The sequence below is a fragment of the Pseudomonas sp. ASL3 genome (assembly GCF_056680425.1).
Genome location: NZ_CM155281.1, coordinates 4,518,552 through 4,543,652, shown reverse-complemented (window position 1 = coordinate 4,543,652; position 25,101 = coordinate 4,518,552). Strand labels below are relative to the sequence as shown.

The window sequence follows — 25,101 nt, the reverse complement described above, 5'->3', positions numbered from 1 at the left end:
CTCGTGATGATGGGTTAAAGGTTCTTGGCCATGTCCCGCAGGACGAATTTCTGGATCTTGCCGGTGGAGGTTTTCGGCAGCAGGCTGAAAACCACCGTGCGCGGCACTTTGAAGCCCGCCATATGTTCGCGGCAGAAGCTGATGATGTCGGCTTCGCAAACGTTCTGGTGATCGGCCTTGAGGGTGATGAACGCGCAGGGCGTTTCTCCCCACTTCTCATCGGGGCGTGCAACCACGGCGGCCTCCAGCACGGCCGGGTGGCGATAGAGCACGCCCTCAAGCTCAATGGTGGAGATGTTCTCGCCGCCGGAAATGATGATGTCCTTGAGCCGGTCCTTGATCTCGACATAACCGTCCGGGTGGCACACCGCCAGGTCACCGGTGTGGAACCATCCGCCGTCAAAGGCTTCAGCGGTGGCGGTGGGGTTCTTCAGATAGCCTTTCATCACGGTGTTGCCGCGCATGAATATCTCGCCGATGGTCTGGCCGTCGCGCGGGGTGGGCTCCAGGGTTATCGGGTCCGCAACCATCAGACCTTCCAGTGTGGGGTAGCGCACGCCTTGGCGGGACTTGATCTGGGCGCGCTCTTCGAGTGGCAGTTCATCCCACTCGGCATGCCAGGCGCAGATAGTCACCGGGCCGTAGACCTCGGTCAGACCGTAGACATGCGTGACCTTGATACCCATCTCTTCCACGGCGCCAATCACTTTGGCCGGTGGTGCTGCGCCAGCGACCATGGCGTTTACGGGATGATCGATCGCCGCTTTGGCCGAGTCCGGCATGTTGATCAGCGCGTTGAGCACGATCGGTGCACCGGAGAAGTGGGTGACCTGATGCTCGCGGATCAGGGTCAGAATCTTTTGCGGGTCGACCCGGCGCAAAAACACATGCACTCCGGCCATCGCGGTGATGGTCCACGGATGGCACCAACCGTTGCAGTGAAACATCGGCAAGGTCCACAGATAAACCGGGTGGTTGCCAATGCCCCAGATCATCTGGTTGCCCAGTGAATTCAAATAGGCGCCACGATGGTGGTAGACCACGCCTTTGGGGTTGCCGGTGGTGCCTGAGGTGTAACTCAGCGAAATCGCCTGCCACTCATCCTCCGGCCACTGCCAAGCGAATTGCGGGTCACCTTCGGCCAGTAGGGCTTCGTAATCGAGATCGCTCACAGCCTGCCCTTCGCCGTATTCCGGGTCATCGACATCAATCACCAGCGGCGGATTGTCCAGCATGCTGATCGCGGCACGGACCACGTCATGAAACTCGCGGTCGGCGATCAATACTTTGGCCTCGCCATGGCCCAGCATGAAGGCAATCGCCTCGGCATCCAGGCGCACGTTGAGCGGATTGAGCACGGCGCCAATCATCGGTACAGCGAAGTGCGCTTCGAGCATGGCCGGGATGTTCGGCAGCATCAGCGCGACCGTGTCGTTCTTGCCAATGCCGCGACCTGCCAGCGCTGAGGCCAGACGGCGACAGCGGGCGTAGGTTTGCGCCCAGGTACGACGGATCGAACCGTGGATCACGGCGGGGTAATTCGGGTAAACGCTGGCGGTGCGCTCGATGAAGCTGAGCGGCGACAAGGCAATGTGATTGACAGCCGTAGGGGCTAGCCCTTGTTCGAAGATCGACATGTGAGGGGTACTCGGTGGCTGATTGTTAGCTCTGTAGGTGACCTTGTGGCGTGAGCCGCTGAGGTCAACTCTATGTCCGGCGTGTTTTATATAACAATTGTCGCTTTATATGGAAGTAATACCTTAATCATATAGTATATATACTGTATGTGATTCTCGAATGGCTGAATTGATGCCGCTGCCGTGGTGCAGCGGATATATGCTAGCTCCCCCTCACGACAGGATCTGTGATGACTTCCCCCCAGGTTCGACTGCCGCGAAGCTCGCCGCTGCTGGGTCTCGACCCGCAACCGAGCCTGCTGCTTGATATTCAGGCGCAACCCCTTGAGCTCAATCCCGCGATGCGCGAGCTGCTCGCGCGCCGGGGGCTGACCGAGGCGGCGCCGTTGTTGCCGGTTAATCAGCTCGCGCTCGTTCGTGCCTGCCTGGAACAGCAACGTGCTATCGAGGATGTCGAAGCGCGGTGGGAAGATCAGATTTTGCTCTGGACCTTCATCCCTGACCCGCAACAAAACCGTGTGTTGGCGCGCTGTCGTGAAGCCACGGCGCAGGTGCTGGCCGAGCGTGAAGCGGCTAAAGCGCGGCGGTTGTATCGGTTGATTATCGAGAACACTACCGACCTGATTTCCCGGCACACACCCGATGGCCGCTTTCTCGACGCCTCGCCAGCGTCCTGGACGTTGCTCGGCTATTGGCCGCAGGAGCTGCAAGGGCAGCTGGCGCAAAGCCTGTTTCACGAGCAGGGTCTGGCCGGATTGATAAACCGTGCACGCGATGCGTTGGCGCAGGATGGCTATCACACCATGACCTACCGCATTCGCCACCGTGCCGGGAATTACCTCTGGTTCGAGACCGCCAGCCGCGCTATTCGCGAGACCTACACCGGCGCTGTGGTCGAAGTGGTCAGTGTGTCGCGCGATATCACTGCTCGGGTACAGGCCGAAGAGGGCAAGCGGCGTCTGGAGGACGAACTGGCGCACACCGCGCGGCTGGTGACCTTGGGCGAACTGGCCTCAGGCATCGCCCATGAAATCAATCAGCCGCTGGCGGCGGTGGTCAACTATGCCAGCGCCAGCCAGCGCTACTTGCAGGCGCTGGGCACCCATCCGCAGGCGGCCGAGCGGGTCGCTCAAGGCCTGGAGCGCATTACCCTGCACGCCAATCATGCTTCGGAAGTGATCAAGCGTTTGCGCGCGTTCCTGCGCAAAGGTCGGCGGCAGATGCAGGCGCTGGATGTAAGTGATGTGGCGCGTCAGGCGGTGCGTCTTTGCGCCTGGGAAGCGAGTGATTGTCAGGTGACTATCGAGGAGCGACTGCCGGATAATCTGCCGCCCATTTATGCCGACCGGGTGCTGTTGGAGCAGGTGTTGCTCAATCTGTTGCGCAATGCCATCGAGGCCAATCGTGACGCTCATCCGGGGCAGCCGTCGATGATTGAGCTCGTGGCGGGGCAGGCCAGTGATGGGCGCATGGTGATCAGCGTGCATGACCAGGGCCCAGGTGTGAGCGAGTCTGAACTGGAAAAAATATTCACGCCTTTTTACACCAGTAAAGCTGATGGGTTGGGATTGGGGTTGTCCATGAGTCGCAGCATTATCGAAGGCTTTGGCGGTGAATTGCAGGCTCAGCGCGTGCCAGTCGGGCTGCTGATGCGCTGCTTTTTGCCGCTAATAGGCCCCCTAACAAAAACATCAGGAGTGATTGAATGACGAGTGTCGCGGAGCAGGTGGTCTATGTGGTCGACGACGATCAGGGCATGCTCGACTCGACCGTCTGGTTGCTGGAGTCGGTGGGCCTCAAAGCATTGCCGTTCACCACTGGACGGGCCTTCCTCGACGCATGTGATGCTCAGCTCAATGCCTGCGTGCTACTGGACGTGCGCATGCCCGGCATGGGTGGATTGAATGTGCAGGAAGAGATGCGCGCGCGTGAGCTGCACATGCCGGTCATCTTCGTCAGCGGGCACGCGGATGTGCCGATTGTGGTGCGCGCCTTCAAGGCCGGCGCCCATGACTTCATCGAAAAACCTTATAACGAACAACTGTTGCTTGACAGCGTGCAGCAGGCGCTGGGCAGCTTCGATGCAAAACGCTCCGGCAGCCAGGGACACGCAGAGTTGCAGGCACGCCTGTTGACGCTAACGCCACGCGAACGCGATGTGTTGCTGCCGCTGGTGCAGGGCTACACCACCCGCGAAATCGCCGAGCAATTGGGGGTTAGCGCAAAAACCGTGGATCTTTATCGGTCGCGGGTGATGAAGCGCATGCAAGCTGATCACCTGCCTGAACTGGTGGGTATGGCAATAGTGGCAGGGATGGTGGATCCGCTGAAGCTGCGTTGAGGTGATACGGCGTATGCGGCGCTGAAGCCTTCTTCTGCGCAAATGTCTGCGCGTTACGCCTGCGGTCCAAATCTTGCTTCCATAATCGAATATAAAACGGCGATCTGTCGGTTTTTTTGCATAGACACCTTCCATGGCCACAAGCGGTGGGACGGTGTCCAGATGAGAGGTTGGACATGCAGGCTCTTTTGTCACCGGGGATTCGCCTGCTTGGGCGTTTTGGATTTGCTCGCAAATTTCAGCTTCTTTTTCTTCTGTTCATGCTGCCGTTGGTGGGCAGTCTATGGATGATTGGCCAGGATTATCGCGACAAGCTGGCCTTGATATCGGGCGAGCGGGCGGGGGTGCGCCAGTTATTGGCGCTGGAAACGCTGGACGATTTGCTGGCTGCTCAGCGCGACCGTGCTGCCCGTTGGAAAGCTGCCGATATTCTTCATGAGCCGACGTCTGCTGCCCGTGAAGCCATGACTGCGCTGGACGCCGCTAACCCGGCTGTCGGTCAGGCGCTCACTCTTTTGGGCACCGTTTTGCACAGCGATGGGGCGACAGCCGAAACGCAGAATCGTTACCAGACGCTACAAGCTGCCGTCACAGGACTGGATTCTGCGGCCCTGCGCACGGTTGGTTGGTGGCCGGATGGTTACGAGCGCTTCACGGCCGCCTTGAGCGCGCTGCAAAACTTGCGTGAACAAATCGCCCAAGACAGTGGATTGATCATCGACCCTTGGCGGGAAACTTATCTGTTGATGCAGATATCCACACAGCAGGCACCCGATCTGATCGAGCGTGTCGGGCGTCTGGCCAGTGTGGGTCAAACCTCGGTGACGTCCGGCCAGTTCAGCTTGCAAAGCCGTTTGCAGATGCGTGATCTGCGCGGCCGGCTCGGCGACGCCCGGGAGCAACTAAACAAAACCGGGGCCTCACTGGAAGCCAAGCTGCCGCACGAAATGCAACCTTGGGCCGATCAGTACCGTAAAAGCCAGCAACACCTGGACAGTGAGTTCAAGGTGCTCGATGACGGGTTGTTCGGTGGCAGCATCAGCCTCAAGCCCGAGGGTTTCGAGCGTAGCGTGGATGCCTTGCTCGATGATTTGGCTGCGTTGCGCCATCAATCGCTGGCCTCGTTGGATGGTCGCCTGGGCTACTACCACGATCAGGCTATTCGGCAGTTCATCCCGGTGGCGGCGATTTTCAGTTGCTTGTTGTTGGCGGCGCTTTACCTGTTCGTGTGTTTGCAGGCTTCAATCCGGCGCAGTGCCAGTGGCATCACAACTCTGGCCCAGTCTTTACGCGACGGCAATCTGTGTGTTCAGGTACCAGTGGAGGGGCGCGACGAGCTGGCGGCGATCAGCACGGCACTGAATGCCGCTGTGGTGCAGCTACGCACGAGCCTGCTCGGTGTCGATCACGAAACCCTGCAGCTGAGTGGCGCGGTTTTGACCCTCAACACGCAGTCCAATCGCACGCTCGATGAAGTCGAGGAGCAGCAGCTACAAATCAGCCAGATCGCAACGGCAGCAACCCAATTGGCCGCGACCTCTCAGGGCGTGGCGAAAAGCTGTGAGCAGGCGTCGACCAGCGCCCAGCACACTCGTCACGTGGCTGAAGAGAGCAGCCGCGACAGTCAGCGGACCACGGCGAGCATTCAGCAGCTTAACCAGCGCTTGACCGACACTGCAGCGGCGCTGGGACGCGTCAGCGAACAGGGGCAGCAGATCCAGTCGGTCGTGGATGCGATTCGTGGCATTGCCGAGCAGACCAACTTGCTGGCGCTCAATGCTGCCATCGAGGCGGCGAGGGCGGGCGAGCAGGGCAGGGGGTTTGCGGTCGTCGCCGATGAGGTACGCAGCCTGTCGCAACGCACGCAAGCTTCCACTGCGCAGATCGCGGGCACTGTGGACAGCTTGCGCAGCACGGTAAGCCAGGCCGTCAGTCTGATGGACGCTGCGTGTGGCCAGGCTGAGACCGATGCAACTGCGGTGACTGGGTTGGGCCTGCGTCTGGGGGAAATCGCCAGTGCCGTGCAAGGGGTGACCGATACCCTGGCGCAGATCGCCACAGCCGTCGAGGAGCAGGCGGCAACGGCTGACGAGGTGAGCGGTAATATCCAGCAGGTCGATCAGGCGGCCGGGCGATTGCTGGACGGCGCGCGAGCGGTGAACCAGGCGGTCGATACGCTGAGCAAGGGCAGTGAGGCGCTAAGCAACAACACGGCACGCTTTCAGTTGAGCTGAGGATTGAGGATATTCAATCCATTCTGTGGGAGGGGCCACCCTGTCTTCGACGCCGCGCTGTCGCGCAGCAAACACGGTCTCGATTCTGCCCGGAGGGCGTAGGAGCTGACTTGTCTGCGATAAGGGCCGAAGGACCTTCCAGCGGTGGTGAATTCACTATTTTTGCCAGCGCTTCGGTCGGACGCGACCCCGGACGGATCGCAGACAAGTCAGCTCCTACATGGGGTCGGTGCAGGACTTAAAATTTATGCCTATTTTCAATGACTTATAGGTTGTTTGATGGGAGCAGGCTTGCCTGCGAATGCTTTTATGCGGTGTGTCTGACACGCCCCTTTCGCAGGCAAGCCTGCTCCCAGTGTGCCCGGCATGGGCCAAAACCAGCCATCTGAAAGCGATGGCCAGAGTAAGTGACGACAACTGTAGTGAAACGCAAGGTGGACGCCGTGAGGCCAAGCTGAAAGAAGCGCGTAGCAAAGGCACGACCGTAGGAACACGAACAGGCAGCGAGGCTGGATGCGGGCGATTAGTGTGCTGGGAACCACGAAATCCGACTGTCACCGAAAGACGCATTCAGTAGAGCCTGACGGCACGGGCCGATGGTTTTGGCACCTTACCCGGGGAGATCTCGCACACGTCAGTGAGCGAGAAGTCAGCAGAGGCCGTAGTAGCGAAGATGAGCGGTAATGCGCTTGGAGCAAAGGGCCGAAGGATAAACAACACCCGTAATGGACTTCTTACATTGAGCCAGAGCTCTTTGAAACCGAACCCGGAAAAGTGCAGTGACACCGACGGGTTGGCCGGACATGAATGCCCGGGTGGATCCCGGAGAACTAATGAAAGGAAAGAGCGAGTGATGTGTCAGACGGAACAGGAAACTGGAGACGTGTTGAGCGAAATCAGCGTGGAGCAGGTTGTCGAGGCTGACAACATGCGCCGTGCGTTCAAGAAAGTCCGGGCCAACAAAGGTGCGCCCGGGGTTGACGGTATTAGCACTGAAGACCTCGAAGCGCACTTGGTCAAGCATTGGCCGGGCATCAAGGAAAAGCTTCTGGCCGGGAGCTACCAGCCCGGTCCGATCAGGGGTAAAACGATCGGCAAACCCCAAGGCGGAGAACGGCTGCTGGGGATTCCCAACACGCAGGATCGAGTGATCCAGCAAGCGGTAAGCCAGCAACTGACGAAGCTTTGGGACGGTGGTTTCAGTGAGCACAGCTACGGGTTCAGGCCCGGGCGCAGCAACCTTGACGCGATCAGGGCGGCGAAAGACTTCGTGCTCAGCGGCAAGACCTGGGTTGTCGATGTGGACATTGAAGCGTTCTTTGACGAGGTCAATCACGACCGACTCATGACGCGCATCACCCGCGACATCCGGGACAAGCGGCTGAACAAGTATCTGGCGTCGAACCTGCGCGCGGACATGGTCCTGAACGGCCAGCGGCACAAACGCACGGCGGGCGTACCGCAAGGTGGTCCGCTGAGTCCGCTGCTGGCCAATCTGTATCTGGACCCGCTGGACAAGGAGCTGGAAGCTCGAGGGCTGAGCTTCTGTCGCTATGCAGACGACCTGATGATATTTGTCGAAAGCGAGCGCAGCGCAGAGCGAATACTGGAAAGCATCGTGGCGTGGATCGAGAAACATCTGAAGCTGAAGGTCAATGCCAGCAAGAGCGGCACGGGTCGTCCTTGGGAACGCGATTTTCTGGGTTATCTGATCGACGAGGAAGGCAACAATCACCTGTCGGGCAGGACGGTCAAACGATACCGCAAACGCGTTCGTGAATGTTGGTCAGCCAGACAGGGACTCACCTCCCGGGAACTGGTTGAGCAATGGAGAGGTTATCTTCTTGGCTGGTTTGGTTATTTCCGGCTGGCCACGGAGCGAAACTTCACGCAGCTCTCACAATGGACGCGGCGCCACATGCGCAAGTGCTTTTGGCAGCGGTGGCATAACCGCAAGGGTCGTATGGCCCAACTGCTGAAGATGGGCATCTCGAAACGAGGGCTTGCGCGAGTGAGTTTTCACGACGGAGCTTGGAAAGCGGCGGCACATCCGGCCATGCACCAAGCCTTGAACAACAAACGCTTGAAGCAATATGGCCTGATCACCGCGCAGGATCTCGCCTCAGCGCAATGCTGAGCAGTCCAACCGCCGGATGCGGAAAACCGCACGTCCGGTGGTGTGGGAGGGGTAACGGGCTAGTCCCGTTACCTCGACCCGATCAGAGTGTCATATCCGGCTTAGCGCCCGGTTTGGAAGCTGCGTATGACTTTACTTTCACTGCGGTTGCGTTGGTCATCGTGATAGCCGCCGTCGCACGGCCCTGACCATCCATGGCCTTGATCACCCAGTGACAGCTGATGGTGTCGCCAGCATAGACCGGTTTCTTGAAGTGGAAAGTCATGCCGGCTGCCAGCCAGCCGATCTGCCCGCCGATCTCGGTGACCAGACTTGCCGTCAGCAGGCCTTGGGAAATGGGCGTTGTTGCCGAGAGTCAATCCGGTCATCGGTCACCCACAAACGTACAAGCCAAGCGATAAGTTGCCTGCGTAGACTCCGACGACTCCTTCGCTGGACGGGGGGCGCAATTAAAGAGTGCCCCTTCCAGGCAATACCGTTATTCCTTGGGTATCTAAAGGCAAGTCATGGAAATCTTTCTCTACGCCTTCAGCGTGATGTACAGCCCAGGCCCGGTCAATTTCATGGCTCTGAATGCCGGGCTGACCGGAAGGTTTCGCCGTTCGTTGGGTTTCTTCGTCGGCGTGGGATGCGCGCTGTTGGTTCTGTTCATCCTCTTTGGCTATACCGGCGAGGCAATTATTTCCCAGGCGGCGCTGCCTTATATTTCCCTGGTAGGCGGCATCTATACGCTCTATCTCGCTTACCAGGTCTACACCGCGACGACCGCAGTGCCGGGGGAGGCCAACGATTCATCAACAGCACCGCAGAAGACCCTGACCTTCTGGAACGGTTTCCTGATCCAGGTGCTCAATCCCAAGGGCATCATGGTGGTGCTACCGATCACCAGCGTCATGCTGCCGGCAGCGCATATCACCGGCGCCTCAATTGCCATGGTCTCCGCACTGCTGGCGATTGCAGGTGGCGGGGCGCCGGGGGTCTACTCGCTGCTGGGCGCCATCCTCGGTCGACGTATCACCCGTGAGTCCTGCTTCACGGTGTTCAATCGTCTGATGGGGCTCGCGCTGGTGGTTTGTGCTTACTTCATGTTCCATGAGTTCTACCTGCACTTTAAGGCTTTATAAGTGAGTGCCATGGCGAGCGTTTGCGAAGGCAACTTGAACAGGTTTGAGCCAGTTGCCAATCGACCGTGCTATCGTTCCGAGCGTTCAAATCTGCAATCGCACCGGTGCGCCAACATGCAGGATCGAAATTCGGAACGGGATTGGGTCAGACATGCGCCCCCGACCTCGAAATTAGAGCGCTTCGAAGCGTTCTTCGGCGCCCATGCCTTCGACCCTCATCGGCATGACACGTACGCCATCGGGCGAACTGTCTCCGGCGTGCACCGTTTCCATTACCGGGGCGAAGCGAAACTGTGCCTGCCCGGAGAAACCATGATTGTGCATCCGGACGAACAGCATGACGGTTGCGCCGGTTCCGAGGCGGGTTTCCGTTATCGCGGGGTGTACCTACCCCCGTCCCTTGTTCAGCAAATCATCAAGGGCAAACCGCTGCCATTTTTCAAGGCGGGCGTTACCCGTGATCCGCGCTTGGCCGCTGCGGCCGATGCGCTGCTGAATACGCTGGACGCCGAGCTGGATCCGCTGGCGGAAGATGACGCTCTCTACACTTTCGTCATCACCCTGGCAGAACTCGCGGGCCAGCCCCTGATCAGGACAACCCATCACTTCTCCGCCGCGGCGCGAGCCCGCGAGTATATCGACGACAACATGGACAAGCCGATTACCCTGGACGACCTCGCCGACTGCGTCGGACGGGATCGCTGGAGCCTGTCGAATGACTTCCGCCTGTTCTTCGGCACCAGCCCGCACCGCTATCTCACCCTGCGTCGCCTCGATCGGGTGAAGACGCTCGCCCAGGCAGGGCAGGCGTTGTCGGATGCCGCGATCGAGGCGGGCTTTTTCGACCAGAGCCACATGTCCAGGCACTTCAAGAAGACCTTCGGCCTTTCGCCTTCGCGTTGGTGCAACCCCTCGAAATCGTTCGACCACTGACCGACCCCGTCACGCCTCCGACACTCGTATTCGCTCAGGTTTCATCGCAGGTCCGTGCCCAGTCCTGGGCCATCCCTAATCCCCCAAGCGCTAAGCCAAGGCGAGGAGCCTCATCATGTCCAACATCACCCTGACCACCTTGCAGGGACTCAAACAGCGAGGCGAAAAAATCGTCATGCTGACCTGTTATGACGCCACGTTCGCCCAGGCGGCAAGTACTGCTGGCGTCGAGATGCTTCTGGTGGGAGACACTTTGGGCATGGTTTTGCACGGTCACGACAGCACCCTGCCAGTAGAAGTGGATGACGTGGCTTACCACACCGCCTGCGTCAAACGCGGCAACAGCGGCGCCTTCATTGTCGCCGACATGCCATTCATGAGTTACGCCAGCATCGAGCAGGCCTTGCAGAGCGCCGGCCGCCTGATGAAGGCCGGCGCGCACATGGTCAAGCTGGAAGGTGACCTCTGGCTGGCCGAGACCATTCGCCGGCTGACCGAAAACGGCGTGCCAGTGTGCGCACACCTGGGTTTGACGCCGCAGTCGGTGAATGTCCTCGGCGGTTTCAAGGTTCAGGGGCGTGACCCGGTTCGTGCGCGTCAGCTGGTTGAGGCCGCCAGAACTCTGGAGGAGGCAGGGGCCGCGATGTTGTTGGTGGAATGCCTGCCCAGTCCTTTGGCCGAACAAATCAGCCAAGCGGTGCGAATCCCGGTCATTGGCATCGGCGCCGGATCGGGGACTGACGGCCAGGTGCTGGTTCTCCATGACATGCTCGGCCTGTCCCTGACCGGTCGCACACCCAAATTCGTGCGCAACTTTATGGCGGGGCAAGACAGCATCCAGTCCGCGCTGGAAGCGTATGTGGCGGCGGTGAAGGGCGGGGCGTTCCCGGCTGTGGAACATGGGTATTCGACTTGATGTGAAATTTCCCGAACGAGGTGGAAGCCGATCTCACCTCGTCGAGCGTTACTTTTTCCGCGGAATAAACCCAGGCACACCGGTTTCCACTACCGAGTTGAATCGTACCCTGGTCGTAATCTCTTCCTGAATTTCACGCATGGCCGTTTGAGGCAGGCTAGAAATCTCAAAGTTTTCCTGGATATGGCTCGGTGTTGCAGAAGTGGTCAGGAAAGCGACGCCGCGCTGTACAGACCAGGCCAATGCAACTTGAGCCGGGGTCTTCTGTACGCGCTGAGCGATCCGCGTAATCACGGAGTCTTCCAGTACGTTCGGCTCCATGCCATGTCCGAGTGGCGCAAACGCAAGGACGATGATTCCATGCTGCTGACAGAATTCAAGCAGTTCCCATTCAGGCAGATAAGGGTGGGATTCGACCTGCACGACGGCGGGTTTTATCCGGGCCGCTGCCACAATCTCTTGTAAAGCCTCCAACGTGATATCAGACAAGCCGATGGACTTACACCGACCTTCATCCATGAGGCGCTCAAGTGCCCTCCAGGTTTCTATTAACGTCACGCCTGAGTCATAGATGACTCGACCCTGCTCGTCTCTTGGATCCTGATTCTCACCGGGCTGAAAGGCAAACGGAGTATGGATGAGATAGCAATCGATATAATCAACTTGAAGTCGTCGGCAGCTTGCCTCAAAAGCAGGTTCGACTCGCTCGGGACGATGATTGGTGTTCCACAGTTTCGTGGTAATGAACACGTCCTCTCGCCGGACCTTTCCCGCCGCCAGAACTTCCTGTAGAGCAACGCCGACCATATCCTCATTTCGATAGCGCTCTGCACAATCGAAATGGCGAAATCCTGTTTCCAACGCGTGCTTAACCGCTTGTGTGGTGACGGTGAGATCTCGGAACAGCGTGCCAAATCCAACGGCCGGCATCTCCCCAGATCCGTGTATAAGAGGAAATCTTGTATCGCGAAGTGCATCGTAATAGGTCATGTCTTTACTCCATTGTCTGGGGCCAGCGTTCTTAGCGATAGGCAACTCTTTGCTCAAACACACCGACGGCATTACCGCCGAGTGCCACATACAGCCGCACCGTGTCGAGATACTGCGCCGTCTTCACACTGATTCGACCCAGTAACGCCTGCTCATAGGCACGTTCCGCTTCCAGCACCTGGAGAATGCTGTTCTCGCCTTGCGCGTAGGCTTGTTGGTTCAACCGAAAACTCGTTTCAGCCGCTCGTAACGCGTCCTCCTGCGCCAGGTTTTGCTCTGCGTCATGGTTTATTGCCTGCAGCGTGTCTGCGACCTGACCGAACGATGTAATGACGGTCTGCTGGTAGCCGGCGAGAGTCGCCTTGTAGCCGTCGACTGCAGCCTGACGTTCAGCCCTGAGCGTTCCACCATCGAAGATCGGACCCGCCAGCCCCGCAGCTAAGCCCCAGAGTGCGGCGCCGCCATTGCCTGAAGCGGCCTGTGCAAGAGACGCGGACAGCGTTACATGGGGATAGAGGTTCGCTGTCGCGACTCCAACAGCGGCGCTGGCCATGTGCAGCTCAGCCTCTGCTTGCAGTACATCCGGCCGGTCGTGGGCCATTTCCGAGGGCAAGCTGACCGGCACGTTTGGCGGCAAGACAAACTCGTCAAGAGCGAAGTCAGGCGGGAGCCAATCACCAGGACCTTTCCCCGTCAGAATCGACAGTGCGTGCCGGGCCGAATCACGCTGCTGAGCGAGGGGCGGCAACAGCGTGCGGTCCTGAGCGAGCCGCGTCTCGGCCAGCGAAACATCGATCTGGGTGGTCGCACCACTCGCATGAGCCTTGCGCACCAGGTCGAGATTCTTGGCGTCATTGGCGAGCAGCTTCTCGACGGCAACCATCTGCGCGTTTGCAGAGGCCACCAGTATCGCCTGGCTGGCGACATCGCCCGTCAGCGTCAGGTACGCCGCTTCGTATCGATGCTTCTGCAGATCGGTAAAAGCCTGTTGCTGTTCGACCTGGCGCTTGATACCGCCGAAAGCGTCAAGGTCGAAGCCGACCCGCGGCCCAATCGTATAGAAATTGGAGACGGAGGCCTCGGGCGCGTTGTGTGTGCGTTGACGGCCAGCCTGAGCGCCAAAATCGACCTGCGGAGAAAGTGCACCCTCCGCCGCGGCGACGGAGGAAGCCGCTTGGCGGATCGTTGCGTCGGCAGCCACCAGCTCAAGATTGCCGTCGATGGCCCGATGTACCACCTTGTCGAGCTTCGGCGAATGAAAGGCAGACCACCAGTCACCGTTGACCTTCTTGCCAAGGTCGATGTGTTGGTCACCGAGCCTGTTAGCCTTCTCGCCGAGATGTTGCTCGGCCTGTTGATCATAGTGCTGCGACGTACTCGCCGCAGGCGTTTCAAAGTCAGGGCCGACGGTACAGGCAGACAGAAACATAAGAGCCGACACCGCCCCGAGCTTCGTTCGGAACAGATGTCTGTTGATTTCGAGCGTATTAACTTTCATTTGGCAGACTCCACGAAAACTAGTTGGTCGGAACGGGTTTGCGAAGAAACACAACCAGCGGGCTCACCACCACCATCGCCAACATCAAAATCTTGAACTGGTCGATAATTGCGATAAACGCGGCCTGGCCGGTGATCATTTCGTTAAGTCCCCCAAGTGCTTGCAGGGACATCGACGCCGAATGCGTAGCGGCGTGATAGGGCGTCAGATTACTTACCAGCGCCATGTGCATCGCTTGCGTATTGTTGAAGAAGAAGATTTGCACGACCGCAACGCCGATCGTGCTCCCATAAACACGTGCCAGATTGAACAAACCGGTACCTTCCGGGCGGAACTTGGGGTCGAGCGTGTTGAACGCCACCTTGCTGATCGACGGCATCAAGACACCGAGGCCGACACCCTGGATTGCACCGGCAACCGCTACGAGCCACCCGTCCATCAAAGGCGAATAGCCGAGCATCAGCCAGTTGGCATAAACCACCACCACTACGCCCGCCGCAACGAAGAGTCGCTGGTCGATACGATCGGAAACACGGCTCATCAGCATGAATGCGCCGACCAGTCCCACACCTCGCGGTATCGTCATCAAGCCTGTACTGACAGGTGGGTATCCGAGAATCTCATCCAACATCGGGGACGTCAGCGCCATCGTCGGCAACAGCACGAAACCGAGTGCGAAAAAGATGATCGTCGACAGCACGAAGTTGCGGTCTTTGAACAAACTCTTGTTGAGGAAATGCACCTTCGCGGTCAGCACATGGACAACAAACAGGTAGAGCCCCAATGCACCTGCCACCGCCTCCACCCAGATCTCCGGCGAGTCAAACCAGTCCAGGCGCTCACCACGGTCGAGCAACATTTGCAGCCCGATCATTCCCAGCGTGAAGGTGCCGACGCCGAAGAAGTCAAAAGGCGGACTTTTCTCGGCCTTTCTCTCCTGAAGCAAAAGCGTCACCACGAGGAAGATAAACGCCGATACCGGAAGGCTGATGTAGAAGATCGAGCGCCATCCATAATGTTCGCTGACCCAACCACCGATACTCGGGCCGCTGACGATGCCGAAGAGCACAATGGCCGTCCACACCGAGCCAAATTTCGCACGCCGTGCAGGTGGCAATGTTTCCATTGAAATCGCCATCGAGAGGGGCGCCAGCACGCCACTCGCGGCGCCTTGAATAATGCGTGCGCCTACGAATTCCAGCGGGGTCGTTGCAAACGTAGCGAGCAGCAAGCCAAGGACGAAGAATGCTATCGCGGCTTGATACACAACCTTCAAGCCATAGCGTCCGGCGAGCCACTGCGCAATCGGCATGGTGATGGCGCTCGCAGCGAGGTATGAAGTGAATACCCAGCCAGCCTCGTCGTCGGTCATCGACAAGGCGCCCTGAATAAACCTGAGTGCCGCATTCGGCATAGGCAGGTTCACAGACTGCATGTAGGTCGCGAGCAGAGCGGCGAACCTGAGCGTGCGCGCGTTGGTGTTCATCGCTCGTTACCTGCGGTCAACAGCGTTTTGAACGACTGCCACCAAGGGCTGCGATACCCGGTATCGACCTTGACCGTGGCGCTGATGCCGGAGTAAAGCGGCAGCTCAGGATCCACCTTATCCAGTTCGAGTCGCACCGGTACCCGCTGAACAACCTTGACCCAATTGCCGGTCGCATTTTCAGGCGGAAGCAGTGAGAAGTCCGATCCGGCGCCAGGGCTCATGCTGACCACGTGGGCCTTGAATACGTGATCAGGATAGGTATCGATCTTGATGGTAGCTGCCTGGCCCGGATGCATATGGGTCACTTCCGTTTCGCGGAAGTTGGCCTCAATCCAAGTCCGTTGATCGGACAGCAAAGCAAAGGCTGGCGCACCGTTGTTTACATAGTTGCCCACCTGCAAATCGTCGACCTTGGCCACGATGCCATCGTCAGGCGCATACACCGTCGCGTACGAGAGGTAAAGCTGCGCCTCGTCGAGCTGAGTCTTGGCCTCGCGAACCGCCGGGTGGCTATCGACTTCGATGTTTGGATTACCGTTCAAGGCAACCACCGTACTGGCGATCTGCTGTTCGATAGACGCTATTCGTTGCCGTGACACTTTGAGGTCGGTGTCTGCGCGGTCGTAAGTGGCGCGCGAGACGAACTCGGTCGCGACCAGCGCCTTCTTGCGGCCAAACTCCTTTTGGTCGAAATCGGCCGACTCTTTGGCCGATTGCAGCTCAGCCTGCTGCTGCCGGTAGCTGGCCTTGAGGCCGTCGATGCGAAGTCGCGCCACGCTCAGTTGTGCTTGTGCACGGCTAACCGCGACCTGGAAGGGTTCCGGGTTGATCCGAAACAGAACCTGGCCCTTGTGAACAAGCTGATTGTCCTCGACCGCGATTTCGACGACTTGTCCGGAAACGCGCGCGTTGATCGATGCCTTCGCCACCCGGGCGTAGGCGTTATCGGTCGAAACATAGGGCTCGCCCGCCAGATAGTATGCGGTCCCAACCGCCGCAAAGAGGACAGGCACACCCAGCATAAGGACTGGCCGCAATTTCTCTTTAAACGGTTTCTTGATGGGTGTGTCAGCCTGGTTCGGCCCTGGATGCTCGAAGGCTGGTGTAGCTGTGTTGTCGAACTGTTTAGTCATGATCGAATCCACCTTTAACCGGGAAATCGGGCCAACACCCGCAAAAATCGTCTGCGGCCCTGATGTCAATAGTTGCTATGAGAAAGCAAGCCCGTGTGCGGTCTGGAGGATCGCTCCGCCGCACCTGTTTCGTCGCCGTAACACCCAGTTCGAGCTCCGCTACAACAAACCTGAAATTCAGGAACTTCTGGTTCCTTAATTTTGTGCGATGGTGTAAGAATATCCCCTCACAAACCCGTATTCAAGGATTTTGTACAACATGGCACAAAAAAAGATTACTGAGGGAAAAGGTCGAGGCCGCCCCCGCGCGTATGACCCGCAGGCAGCACTGCAGCAAGCGCTTGGTGTGTTCTGGAGCACCGGATATTCCGGCGCTTCTCTGGACAGCATCGCCACTGCGGCCGGAATGAATCGCCCAAGCCTCTATGCAGCCTTCGGTGACAAGCACGCGCTCTATATCAAGGCGCTTGAGATGTATTGGGAGTCTGCCGCTGCGGCCATGCATGAGGCGCTGGCGGACCACGACCTGCCAGTGGCCGAGGCGTTGATGCGTTTCTACGAGGGGCAGTTGTCGATCTACTTCTCGGGTGACAGCCAACCGCGAGGCTGCTTTGCGATCGGCACAGCGACGACCGAGGCCGTTGAGGATGCTGAAATACGAGACGCTCTTTCGGGGCTGATCAGTAAGCTCGATGCCGACCTCGAAACGCGCCTGCGAGCGGCCATCAATTCCGGCGAGTTGAAAGACGATGTCGACCCAGTGGCCCTGGCGGCACTCGCGTCAGCCATGCTGCATAGCATTGCGATACGTGCGCGGGCGGGAAAATCCCGCGCTGAATTGACGCAGCTTGCACGCCATGCGGTCAGTGTGATCTGCGGATGAGCGAGGGACTCGACGATATTCTTACTGAGCGTCTCGCCGTGATTTTTTGTGGCATTAATCCGGGAGTGACGGCTGCCGCCCAAGGGCATCATTTTGCGGGCAGAGGCAATCGCTTCTGGCGCACGCTCCATCTTGCCGGTTTTACGCCGGAGGAGGTGCGCCCGGAAAACGATCGGACGATCTTGCAATATCAGTATGGATTAACGGCCGTGGTTGAACGGCCTACGGCGCGAGCGGATCAGCTGTCTGTACATGAATTCATCGCTGCCGCTGCGGATTTTGAACAAAAGATCGCGCGCTATGCGCCACGCTTTGTGGCTTTTCTCGGTAAAGCTGCGTATTCCGCGTTATCCGGCCAACGAGAAGTTACGTGGGGGCTTCAGGCAAAGACCTTTGGTAATGCCTCGGTATGGGTGCTGCCCAATCCTAGTGGGCGAAATCGCGCGTTCACGCTTGATCAACTGGTTGGCGCGTACCGCCAACTCTGTTTAGCAGCAGGCGAGAGTCGGTTTTAGATTAATAGCCCAGGAAGGGCACCTGGGGGACGGGCTTAAAAGGTGCAGCCCCTTTCCATCGGTGAGCTTGTATGGTTTTTCCTTGGGCTTTGCAGTGCGGCTTTGGGTGTCGGTCAGCATGGCCGGATCTCCGCCGTACCCGGTAGCGTACCCATCAACATCCCGGATCACGATGGAGGAGGGTGGCGATCCCAAGACGCAAAATCCCCGTATCAGCGAGTGATTACGGGGATTTTGTGTCTATCGAGATCCGTGTAAATCCACGGTTCCTGTTACACGTTGAAGCGGAAGTGCATCACGTCGCCGTCTTTAACGATGTATTCCTTGCCTTCCAGACGCCATTTACCCGCTTCTTTGGTGCCGGCTTCACCTTTGTACTGGATGAAATCGTTGTAGGCGATGACTTCAGCGCGGATGAAGCCTTTTTCGAAGTCGGTGTGAATCACGCCTGCGGCCTGTGGTGCGGTGGCACCGACACGTACGGTCCAGGCGCGAACTTCTTCGACACCGGCGGTGAAGTAGGTCTGCAGGTGAAGCATCTCGTAACCGGCGCGGATCACGCGGTTCAGGCCGGGTTCTTCCAGGCCCAGGGCTTCGAGGAACATGTCTTTCTCTTCGCCGTCGTCGAGCTCGGCGATTTCCGCTTCGATCTTGTTGCACACCGGGACGACGATTGCGCCTTCTTCTTCGGCGATGGCTCTGACCACATCCAGCAGCGGATTGTTTTCAAAGCCGTCTTCGGCAACGTTGGCGATGTACATGACCGGTTTGCTGGTCAGCAAGTGGAAGCCGCGAACGGCCGCCTTCTCATCGACGCTCATGTTCTTCATCAGGGTGCGTGCAGGCTTGCCTTCTGTGAAGTGAGCAATGAGTTGCTCCAGCAGGCCTTTCTGGACCACTGCGTCCTTGTCACCACCTTTGGCATTGCGCGTGACTTTTTGCAGTTGCTTCTCGCAGCTGTCGAGGTCGGCGAAGATCAATTCCAGGTCGATGATTTCGATGTCGCGCTTAGGGTCGACGCTATTGGAGACGTGGATCACGTTCTCGTCTTCGAAGCAGCGTACGACGTGGGCAATGGCATCGGTCTCGCGGATGTTGGCGAGGAATTTGTTGCCCAGACCTTCACCTTTCGAGGCGCCCGCCACGAGGCCGGCGATATCGACGAACTCCATGGTGGTCGGCAGAACGCGCTTTGGATTGACGATAGCTGCCAGCGCGTCAAGGCGCGCATCAGGCATCGGCACGATGCCGGTGTTCGGCTCGATGGTGCAGAAGGGAAAGTTCTCCGCCGCAATACCGGACTTGGTCAGGGCGTTGAATAGGGTGGACTTGCCGACGTTGGGTAGGCCGACGATGCCGCAATTGAATCCCATGATGTTTCCCCTCGGAGTTAGTCAGGCCTTCTGGCTGTGCAGGTGTTTCATCGCTCGGTTCCATTCACCGGCGAAGATATCCGGCAGCACGCCGAGGGCAAAATCGATACTGGCGTCCAGTTTTTCCTGTTCGGCGCGTGGCGCTCGACTCAGGACAAAACCAGAGACCTTGCTGGCGTCGCCTGGGTGGCCAATGCCAAGCCGCAAGCGGTGGAACGTATTCTGATTGCCGAGCTGCGCGATGATGTCGCGCAGCCCGTTATGACCGCCATGGCCGCCGCCTACTTTGAGCTTGGCAACGCCGGGAGGCAGATCGAGTTCGTCATGCGCCACCAGTATGGCGTCTACCGGGATGCGATAGAAACCGGCAAGCGCCGCCACGGCTTGGCCGCTGCGGTTCATGTACGTGTTGGGGATCAGCAGACGAACATCCTGACCCAGGTGACTGAAGCGCCCGGTCAGGCCAAAAAATTTGCGCTCGACGATGAGATTGACTCGTTGCGCCGCAGCAATACGCTCAACAAAAAGAGCCCCTGCGTTATGCCGGGTCTGTTCGTATTCGGCGCCTGGATTTCCCAGACCAACGATCAGTTGTATGGCAGTCACGACAGGGGCTCTTCCTTGGAGTTGTGGATAACACCGCTATAGGTAGCGGCAACAGTGGACGAAATAAGCTCATTTACCATGATGTAAACTCCGCGATCTCGCCCGCCTTGCCTGACTATCGCTCGCGATGTTTCCTGAGCAACTCCGACGTTACCAAGTAATTAATTACTCGGCAGCGGCTTCAGGTGCTACACGTGGAGCGTGAACGTTGGCAACAGCCAGGTCGTTACCGTGCGCCAGTGCCACGAACTCAACACCTTTAGGTGCTGTGAGGTCGGACAGGTGAACGATCGAACCGACTTCGGCGTTCTCCAGATCGACTTCGATGAACTCAGGCAGATCTTTCGGCAGGCAGGTCACTTCAACTTCAGCAACTACGTGCGAAATTTCGCCGCCTTTCTTGATCGGTGCTTCTTCGTTGATGAAGTGCACAGGTACGTGAGCGATCAGTTTCTGACCAGCGATAACACGTACGAAGTCAGCGTGCAGCACGTGGCCTTTAGCTGGGTGGCGTTGCAGCGCCTTGATAACGACGTCCTGCTTGGTGCCGCCAACGTTCAGTTCGATAACGTGGCTGAAAGCAGCTTCGTTTTCCAACAGCTTGGCAACTTCTTTAGCCAGCATGCTGATGGATTCAGGGGCTTTTTCGCCACCGTAAACTACAGCTGGAACCAGGCTTGCGAGACGACGCAGGCGGCGGCTCGCACCTTTCCCCAGGTCGGAACGCACTTCAGCATTCAGAGTAAATTCATTCATGTTGTTTCTCCAAAATAACCACATTCGCCCAGCGGTTGCGACCAGCGCTCAGGCGATATGGGCAAAAAAGCCCCGCCCCAACAATAGGTTGGGGCGGGGCGCTTTTCGACAACGAGATGTGGCGTTGGGCAGAGCCCTTAGCGGAACATCGCGCTGATCGATTCTTCGTTGCTGATGCGGCGGACCGCTTCGGCGACTACCGGTGCGATATCCAGTTGACGGATACGTGCACAGGCTTGTGCTGCGGCTGACAACGGGATGGTGTTAGTCACCACCAGTTCGTCCAGCACGGAATTTTCAATGTTCTCGATAGCCCGACCCGACAGCACAGGGTGTGTGCAGTAGGCAAAGACCTTGGAAGCGCCATGCTCTTTCAGGGCCTTCGCCGCGTGGCACAGAGTGCCGGCGGTATCGACCATGTCATCGACCAGAATACAGGTACGCCCTTCGACATCACCGATGATATGCATCACTTCAGAGTGATTGGCTTTCTCACGGCGTTTGTCGATGATCCCGAGATCGACGCCCAGGGATTTGGCAACAGCCCGTGCACGCACGACGCCGCCGATATCCGGGGAAACAATCATCAGGTTTTCGAAGCGTTGATCTTCGATGTCATCCACCAAAACGGGGGAGCCGTAGATGTTATCTACCGGAATATCGAAGAAGCCCTGAATTTGGTCAGCATGCAAATCAACCGTGAGAACACGATCGATCCCCACCACGGTAAGCATGTCAGCGACGACTTTCGCGCTGATAGCCACACGTGCGGAACGCGGACGGCGATCCTGACGGGCATAACCAAAGTATGGGATTACCGCAGTGATACGAGAAGCTGAAGAGCGGCGGAAGGCATCTGCCATCACAACCAGTTCCATCAGGTTATCGTTCGTTGGGGCACAAGTCGGCTGGATAATGAAAACGTCTTTACCGCGAACGTTTTCGTTGATCTCAGCACTGATTTCGCCATCGGAGAACTTACCGACGGAGATATCACCTAGAGGGATATGTAGCTGACGTACGACACGTCGAGCTAGATCGGGGTTAGCGTTCCCCGTAAAGACCATCATCTTGGACACGCGCAGTACCTGCCGGCTGAGGGTATACCTGGATGAGTATAGAAAATGGCAGGGGCGGCTGGATTCGAACCAACGCATGGCAGGATCAAAACCTGCTGCCTTACCGCTTGGCGACGCCCCTGTAGTGAACAACCTGAGTGCCCAGCACTCAATACCTCAGAACAACTCTTGCAGCTTGCGATGCAACATCGAAACGTTGCTTCCCTTTGCTACAAACCCCGTAAGGGTCTCTGTAAGAAGGGCCGAGACTTTATCAGCTTCAGCTTTGTTTGGGAAGGCCCCAAACACACAACTTCCAGTTCCGGTTAATTTTGCTTCGACAAAATTGCCTAACAATTTCAACGCGTTACGTACAGCTGGGTAACGCCTCTCTACCACCGGTTGGCAGTCATTTCGACTGTTTCCCTTGAGAACGGGGCGCACTTTAATGGGAGGAGTGTCACGTGTCAACAGTGGATCTGAAAAAATTTCTGCTGTACTTACAGATACTTGCGGCACAAGCACCAGATACCACGGTTCTTCGGGGTCTACAGGGGTCAAAATTTCTCCGACGCCTTCGGCAAAAGCCGCGTGGCCACGGACGAAAACCGGGACGTCAGCCCCTAAAGTCAGGCCTAGAGCGGCCAGGCGATCTTCATCCCAGCCAAGTTTCCACAGGTGATTGAGGCCGAGCAAGGTGGTGGCCGCATCGGAGCTTCCGCCACCGATTCCTCCACCCATGGGCAAATGTTTTTCCAGCCAGATGTCGATGCCGAGGGGGCAGTCGGACTGTTTTTGCAATGCTCGAGCAGCCTTGACGATCAGATTGCTGTCGTGGGGCACGCCGGGAATGTCAGTCTGAAGACGAATTTCTCCGTCATCGCGCACGGCAAAACTGAGTTCGTCCCCGTAGTCGAGAAACTGAAACAGCGTCTGCAACTCGTGATAGCCGTCTTCGCGGCGACCAAGAATATGCAGCATCAAATTGAGTTTGGCGGGTGCGGGAAGCGTCAGCCGATCAGCGCTCATGCTCATTGCCCCAGTTTGCGTGGTTGCCAATCCTTGATCACCAGCGTGACGTCGAGGTCCTGTCCGTGCAGCTTGATGCGCTCCGGCAGCCAATAGCCGTTCTGTTGCGTATAGCTCAGGTATTCGACTTGCCAATCGTCTTGTTCGAGGCTGGCGAGGTTGCTGTCGCTATCCAGGGTCAGGCGACTCTTGGTGTCAGGGGCGGGTAGGCCGCGTACCCACCAGACGAGGTGCGAGACCGGCAATTTCCAGCCCAACTGTGCCTTGAGCAGTTCTTCTGGATTGGTTGCCTCATAGCGGCCCTGATTGGCGACTTCCAGCGCCACGCTACCCGGACGTCCGGTCAGGCGTGCTGCGCCGCGCCCCAGGGGGCCTGAGAGGCGAATATCGTAGTAATCCTGGCGTTGCAGCCAGAACAGAGTGCCGCTCCCCGAGTCCTGAGGCGCGCGAATGCCGACCTTGCCGCTGATCTGCCAGCCGTCGAGGCTGGTCAGTTGGGTTTTATGTTCGCGCCACTTTGCTGGATCCCCCTGGCCCTGCAGGGCCTCGCGAGAAGTGAAACCGGCGCAGCCGGCGAGCAGGGCAATCAGGCTAAAAACGATAACGTGGCGCAAAAACATAAAATTAAAGAGTCTCGGATCCGGTCAGGCGCCGCAGAGTGCTGCGCAAAATAGGGCTGTCAGGTTGTTGCTCAAGGGCTTTTCCCCAGACTTTGCGGGCTTCGCGCTGATTGCCTTTGGCCCACAATACTTCGCCCAGGTGAGCGGCGACTTCGTGGTCAGGAAAGCGTTCCAGCGCCAGGCGCAGCAAACGTTCGGCTTCATCGAGGTTGCCAAGGCGGTAATTCACCCAGCCCAGGCTGTCGAGTACGGCCGGATCTTCCGGGTTCAGGCGATGCGCTTGCTCGATCAAGACCTTGGCTTCGGCGTAGCGTGTCGTACGGTCTGACAAGGTGTAGCCCAAGGCGTTCAAGGCCATGGCATTGTCAGGCTCGCGCTTGAGGATCGCGCGCAGGTCTTTTTCCATCTGCGACAGGTCGTCGCGTTTTTCCGCGAGCATGGCGCGGGTGTACAGCAGGTTCAGGTCGTCGGGATATTGCTTCAACGCCTGCTCCAGCACTTGCCATGCACGATCACCCTGCTTGTTGTTCTCCAGGGTCTCGGCTTCGATCAAGTACAGCTGAATCGCATAGTCGGGCTGACTATCGCGAGCCGCGGCCAGACGTTTCGTCGCTTCGGCCGTGCGGCCATGGCTCATCAGAATGTCGCTTTGGCGCAGTTGTGCCGCCAGGTAGTCATTGCCGGGGCCGACCTCGGCGTATTCGGTGAGGGCGTTTTGCGGATCGTTGCGTTCTTCGTAGACCCGGCCGAGGTTCAGGTGTGCCGAATCGACATGGCTGCCACGAGCGATCAAGTCTTCCAGATAGCCAACGGCTTCATCCCAGGCTTTGGCTTCAAGGCAGACCAGCGCCAGCGAATAGCGCAATTCGTCATCGTCCGGGAACTGCTGAACCAGGCTGGAGAACTCGACTTTGGCGTCGGCCATGCGGTTTTGCTCGACCAGCATTCGGGCATAGGTCAGGCGCAGGCGTTTGTCGTCCGGGTATTTGTGAATGCTTTTTTCCAGCAGCGGCAAGGCTTCCTTACCTCGGGCCATCCCTTGCAACAGGCGGGCGCGCAGCAGGATCGGGGCGACCTCGCCCTCGTTGGGCGGGTTGTCTTCGAGCAGTTTCAGGGCGCTTTGGGAGTCGCCGCTCTGCTGCAGCAGCAAGGCTTTGCCGAAGATCAATTGACCGTTTTTCGGGTATTTTTTGAGCAGGCGATCAAAGCTCTTCAGCAGACCGTTGCGGGTATCGGCATCGGACTCGGCGGCAGACAGCGCCAGGAAGTCGAAATGGGTATCGCCCTGACCTTGCAGCACCTTCTCCATGTACACCATGGAGTCGTCATAGCGACCGGCGCGGGCCAACTGGATTGCTGCGGCACGCTGCGCATCAAGATTGCTCGGGTCGTTCTTCGCCCAGATCATGGAGGTGTCCAGAGCAGCCTGGTCGGCGCCCAGGTATTCGGCAATGCGGAAAGCGCGCTCGGAAATTCCCGGATCCTGGGTGTTGATCGCCTGGGTGACGTAGTTATCCAGAGCAATGTCGAAACGGTTGCGCTGACCAGCCAGCTCCGCACTCAACAGGCTGAACACGGTGTCTTGAGTGAATGAGCTGTAGACCTTCGGCTTGGGAGCAGGCGCGGGCGTCGTGTCTACGACCGGAGGCGTACTCTCCGGTGAGGCAGGGGTCAGGGCCTGGCAGCCGCTCAGAAAGACAAAGGCGAGAAATAACGCGGAGGATCTATTCATATATAGGAAATGGGCGACTTACCTGCGGTCGGATCATCATGACACAAGCCCAGTAGCAAACCCACAGCCCATGCGAAAACTACTCGGCCGGCCTTTG

Annotated in this window: 21 protein-coding genes, 1 tRNA gene and 1 pseudogene; 9 read left to right on the top strand and 14 right to left on the bottom strand. The window is 58.2% G+C overall.

Translation table 11 applies throughout. From position 1 onward, the window contains the following. Positions 1-14: 14 nt before the first annotated feature. Positions 15-1,637 carry an acyl-CoA synthetase gene (locus tag AC1MEE_RS21050; protein WP_480411492.1) on the bottom strand — a complete coding sequence of 541 codons (1,623 nt, stop codon included), beginning with the start codon at positions 1,635-1,637 and terminating at the stop codon, positions 15-17. Positions 1,638-1,867: 230 nt separating this feature from the next. Here AC1MEE_RS21050 and AC1MEE_RS21045 point away from each other — a divergent pair, with 230 nt between their 5' ends. From AC1MEE_RS21045 to ltrA, 4 genes are all read left to right on the top strand, one after another. Further along, positions 1,868-3,346, top strand: a complete 1,479-nt coding sequence (locus AC1MEE_RS21045) for a sensor histidine kinase (protein WP_480411491.1) — start codon at positions 1,868-1,870, stop codon at positions 3,344-3,346. Then, complete coding sequence (locus tag AC1MEE_RS21040) at positions 3,343-3,978, top strand: response regulator transcription factor (protein ID WP_480411490.1); 636 nt, start codon at positions 3,343-3,345, stop codon at positions 3,976-3,978. The genes AC1MEE_RS21045 and AC1MEE_RS21040 overlap by 4 nt, the downstream gene beginning before the upstream one ends. 176 nt (positions 3,979-4,154) lie before the next feature. Continuing rightward, positions 4,155-6,212: a methyl-accepting chemotaxis protein gene (locus AC1MEE_RS21035; protein WP_480411489.1), complete on the top strand. Its 2,058-nt coding sequence runs from the start codon at positions 4,155-4,157 to the stop codon at positions 6,210-6,212. A gap of 853 nt (positions 6,213-7,065) precedes the next feature. After that, positions 7,066-8,349, top strand: a complete 1,284-nt coding sequence (gene ltrA / locus AC1MEE_RS21030; RefSeq protein WP_480410935.1) for a group II intron reverse transcriptase/maturase — start codon at positions 7,066-7,068, stop codon at positions 8,347-8,349. Between the two features lie 133 nt (positions 8,350-8,482). Here the strand turns inward: ltrA and AC1MEE_RS21025 are convergent. Continuing rightward, a pseudogene (locus AC1MEE_RS21025) lies at positions 8,483-8,689 on the bottom strand (hotdog family protein); the annotation flags it as partial. Positions 8,690-8,855: 166 nt separating this feature from the next. Here AC1MEE_RS21025 and AC1MEE_RS21020 point away from each other — a divergent pair. The 3 genes from AC1MEE_RS21020 to panB all read left to right on the top strand — a co-directional run bounded on the left by AC1MEE_RS21020 (position 8,856) and on the right by panB (position 11,322). Continuing rightward, positions 8,856-9,473, top strand: coding sequence for a LysE family translocator (locus tag AC1MEE_RS21020; protein WP_480411488.1), 618 nt, complete (start codon positions 8,856-8,858; stop codon positions 9,471-9,473). Positions 9,474-9,587: 114 nt separating this feature from the next. After that, positions 9,588-10,406, top strand: a complete 819-nt coding sequence (locus tag AC1MEE_RS21015) for a helix-turn-helix domain-containing protein (protein WP_480411487.1) — start codon at positions 9,588-9,590, stop codon at positions 10,404-10,406. A 115-nt stretch (positions 10,407-10,521) separates the two neighbouring features. Beyond that, complete coding sequence (gene panB / locus AC1MEE_RS21010; RefSeq protein WP_480411486.1) at positions 10,522-11,322, top strand: 3-methyl-2-oxobutanoate hydroxymethyltransferase; 801 nt, start codon at positions 10,522-10,524, stop codon at positions 11,320-11,322. A gap of 48 nt (positions 11,323-11,370) precedes the next feature. On the opposite strand, the gene AC1MEE_RS21005 is transcribed toward panB, so the two are convergent. The 4 genes from AC1MEE_RS21005 to AC1MEE_RS20990 are packed head-to-tail and all read right to left on the bottom strand — an operon-like array spanning position 11,371 to position 16,432. Continuing rightward, the gene (locus AC1MEE_RS21005; protein ID WP_480411485.1) at positions 11,371-12,312 is read right to left on the bottom strand and encodes an aldo/keto reductase; all 942 of its coding nucleotides are present in this window, start codon (positions 12,310-12,312) and stop codon (positions 11,371-11,373) included. Positions 12,313-12,343: 31 nt separating this feature from the next. Continuing rightward, complete coding sequence (locus AC1MEE_RS21000) at positions 12,344-13,810, bottom strand: efflux transporter outer membrane subunit (protein WP_480411484.1); 1,467 nt, start codon at positions 13,808-13,810, stop codon at positions 12,344-12,346. Between the two features lie 19 nt (positions 13,811-13,829). Further along, a complete protein-coding gene (locus AC1MEE_RS20995; RefSeq protein ID WP_480411483.1) occupies positions 13,830-15,296 on the bottom strand; it encodes an MDR family MFS transporter in 1,467 nt (488 codons plus the stop codon). Beyond that, positions 15,293-16,432, bottom strand: a complete 1,140-nt coding sequence (locus AC1MEE_RS20990; RefSeq protein WP_480411482.1) for an HlyD family secretion protein — start codon at positions 16,430-16,432, stop codon at positions 15,293-15,295. Before AC1MEE_RS20990 ends, AC1MEE_RS20995 begins: the two co-directional genes overlap by 4 nt. A 259-nt stretch (positions 16,433-16,691) precedes the next feature. Between AC1MEE_RS20990 and AC1MEE_RS20985 the strand changes: the two genes are divergently transcribed. Both AC1MEE_RS20985 and mug read left to right on the top strand, forming a co-directional pair. Then, entirely contained in the window at positions 16,692-17,315 is a 624-nt protein-coding gene (locus AC1MEE_RS20985) for a TetR/AcrR family transcriptional regulator (RefSeq protein ID WP_480411481.1), read from the top strand. Continuing rightward, positions 17,312-17,830, top strand: a complete 519-nt coding sequence (gene mug / locus AC1MEE_RS20980) for a G/U mismatch-specific DNA glycosylase (RefSeq protein ID WP_480411480.1) — start codon at positions 17,312-17,314, stop codon at positions 17,828-17,830. Before AC1MEE_RS20985 ends, mug begins: the two co-directional genes overlap by 4 nt. 272 nt (positions 17,831-18,102) lie before the next feature. Here the strand turns inward: mug and ychF are convergent, their stop codons facing one another. The 8 genes from ychF to AC1MEE_RS20940 all read right to left on the bottom strand — a co-directional run bounded on the left by ychF (position 18,103) and on the right by AC1MEE_RS20940 (position 25,004). Beyond that, a complete protein-coding gene (ychF, locus tag AC1MEE_RS20975) occupies positions 18,103-19,203 on the bottom strand; it encodes a redox-regulated ATPase YchF (protein ID WP_480411479.1) in 1,101 nt (366 codons plus the stop codon). Between the two features lie 21 nt (positions 19,204-19,224). After that, positions 19,225-19,809 (bottom strand): aminoacyl-tRNA hydrolase, encoded by a 585-nt coding sequence (gene pth, locus AC1MEE_RS20970; protein WP_480411478.1) that lies wholly within the window; start codon positions 19,807-19,809, stop codon positions 19,225-19,227. Between the two features lie 165 nt (positions 19,810-19,974). Next, positions 19,975-20,565 carry a 50S ribosomal protein L25/general stress protein Ctc gene (locus AC1MEE_RS20965; RefSeq protein ID WP_480411477.1) on the bottom strand — a complete coding sequence of 197 codons (591 nt, stop codon included), beginning with the start codon at positions 20,563-20,565 and terminating at the stop codon, positions 19,975-19,977. Positions 20,566-20,702: 137 nt separating this feature from the next. Next, the gene (locus AC1MEE_RS20960; protein WP_397449821.1) at positions 20,703-21,644 is read right to left on the bottom strand and encodes a ribose-phosphate pyrophosphokinase; all 942 of its coding nucleotides are present in this window, start codon (positions 21,642-21,644) and stop codon (positions 20,703-20,705) included. Between the two features lie 46 nt (positions 21,645-21,690). Continuing rightward, a tRNA-Gln gene (locus AC1MEE_RS20955) sits at positions 21,691-21,765 on the bottom strand. A gap of 35 nt (positions 21,766-21,800) precedes the next feature. After that, a complete protein-coding gene (gene ispE, locus AC1MEE_RS20950; RefSeq protein WP_480411476.1) occupies positions 21,801-22,652 on the bottom strand; it encodes a 4-(cytidine 5'-diphospho)-2-C-methyl-D-erythritol kinase in 852 nt (283 codons plus the stop codon). 2 nt (positions 22,653-22,654) lie between these two features. Beyond that, a complete protein-coding gene (lolB, locus tag AC1MEE_RS20945) occupies positions 22,655-23,272 on the bottom strand; it encodes a lipoprotein insertase outer membrane protein LolB (protein WP_480411475.1) in 618 nt (205 codons plus the stop codon). Between the two features lie 4 nt (positions 23,273-23,276). Next, entirely contained in the window at positions 23,277-25,004 is a 1,728-nt protein-coding gene (locus AC1MEE_RS20940) for a tetratricopeptide repeat protein (RefSeq protein ID WP_480411474.1), read from the bottom strand. Between the last annotated feature and the right edge of the window lie 97 nt (positions 25,005-25,101).

Bases quoted from the DNA above. Each gene is read 5' to 3' on its own strand.
- AC1MEE_RS21050 (WP_480411492.1), bottom strand. From the start codon at position 1,637: ATGTCGATCTTCGAACAAGGGCTAGCCCCTACGGCTGTCAATCACATT.
- AC1MEE_RS21045 (WP_480411491.1), top strand. From the start codon at position 1,868: ATGACTTCCCCCCAGGTTCGACTGCCGCGAAGCTCGCCGCTGCTGGGT.
- AC1MEE_RS21040 (WP_480411490.1), top strand. From the start codon at position 3,343: ATGACGAGTGTCGCGGAGCAGGTGGTCTATGTGGTCGACGACGATCAG.
- AC1MEE_RS21035 (WP_480411489.1), top strand. From the start codon at position 4,155: ATGCAGGCTCTTTTGTCACCGGGGATTCGCCTGCTTGGGCGTTTTGGA.
- ltrA (WP_480410935.1), top strand. From the start codon at position 7,066: ATGTGTCAGACGGAACAGGAAACTGGAGACGTGTTGAGCGAAATCAGC.
- AC1MEE_RS21020 (WP_480411488.1), top strand. From the start codon at position 8,856: ATGGAAATCTTTCTCTACGCCTTCAGCGTGATGTACAGCCCAGGCCCG.
- AC1MEE_RS21015 (WP_480411487.1), top strand. From the start codon at position 9,588: ATGCAGGATCGAAATTCGGAACGGGATTGGGTCAGACATGCGCCCCCG.
- panB (WP_480411486.1), top strand. From the start codon at position 10,522: ATGTCCAACATCACCCTGACCACCTTGCAGGGACTCAAACAGCGAGGC.
- AC1MEE_RS21005 (WP_480411485.1), bottom strand. From the start codon at position 12,312: ATGACCTATTACGATGCACTTCGCGATACAAGATTTCCTCTTATACAC.
- AC1MEE_RS21000 (WP_480411484.1), bottom strand. From the start codon at position 13,810: ATGAAAGTTAATACGCTCGAAATCAACAGACATCTGTTCCGAACGAAG.
- AC1MEE_RS20995 (WP_480411483.1), bottom strand. From the start codon at position 15,296: ATGAACACCAACGCGCGCACGCTCAGGTTCGCCGCTCTGCTCGCGACC.
- AC1MEE_RS20990 (WP_480411482.1), bottom strand. From the start codon at position 16,432: ATGACTAAACAGTTCGACAACACAGCTACACCAGCCTTCGAGCATCCA.
- AC1MEE_RS20985 (WP_480411481.1), top strand. From the start codon at position 16,692: ATGGCACAAAAAAAGATTACTGAGGGAAAAGGTCGAGGCCGCCCCCGC.
- mug (WP_480411480.1), top strand. From the start codon at position 17,312: ATGAGCGAGGGACTCGACGATATTCTTACTGAGCGTCTCGCCGTGATT.
- ychF (WP_480411479.1), bottom strand. From the start codon at position 19,203: ATGGGATTCAATTGCGGCATCGTCGGCCTACCCAACGTCGGCAAGTCC.
- AC1MEE_RS20965 (WP_480411477.1), bottom strand. From the start codon at position 20,565: ATGAATGAATTTACTCTGAATGCTGAAGTGCGTTCCGACCTGGGGAAA.
- ispE (WP_480411476.1), bottom strand. From the start codon at position 22,652: ATGAGCGCTGATCGGCTGACGCTTCCCGCACCCGCCAAACTCAATTTG.
- lolB (WP_480411475.1), bottom strand. From the start codon at position 23,272: ATGTTTTTGCGCCACGTTATCGTTTTTAGCCTGATTGCCCTGCTCGCC.
- AC1MEE_RS20940 (WP_480411474.1), bottom strand. From the start codon at position 25,004: ATGAATAGATCCTCCGCGTTATTTCTCGCCTTTGTCTTTCTGAGCGGC.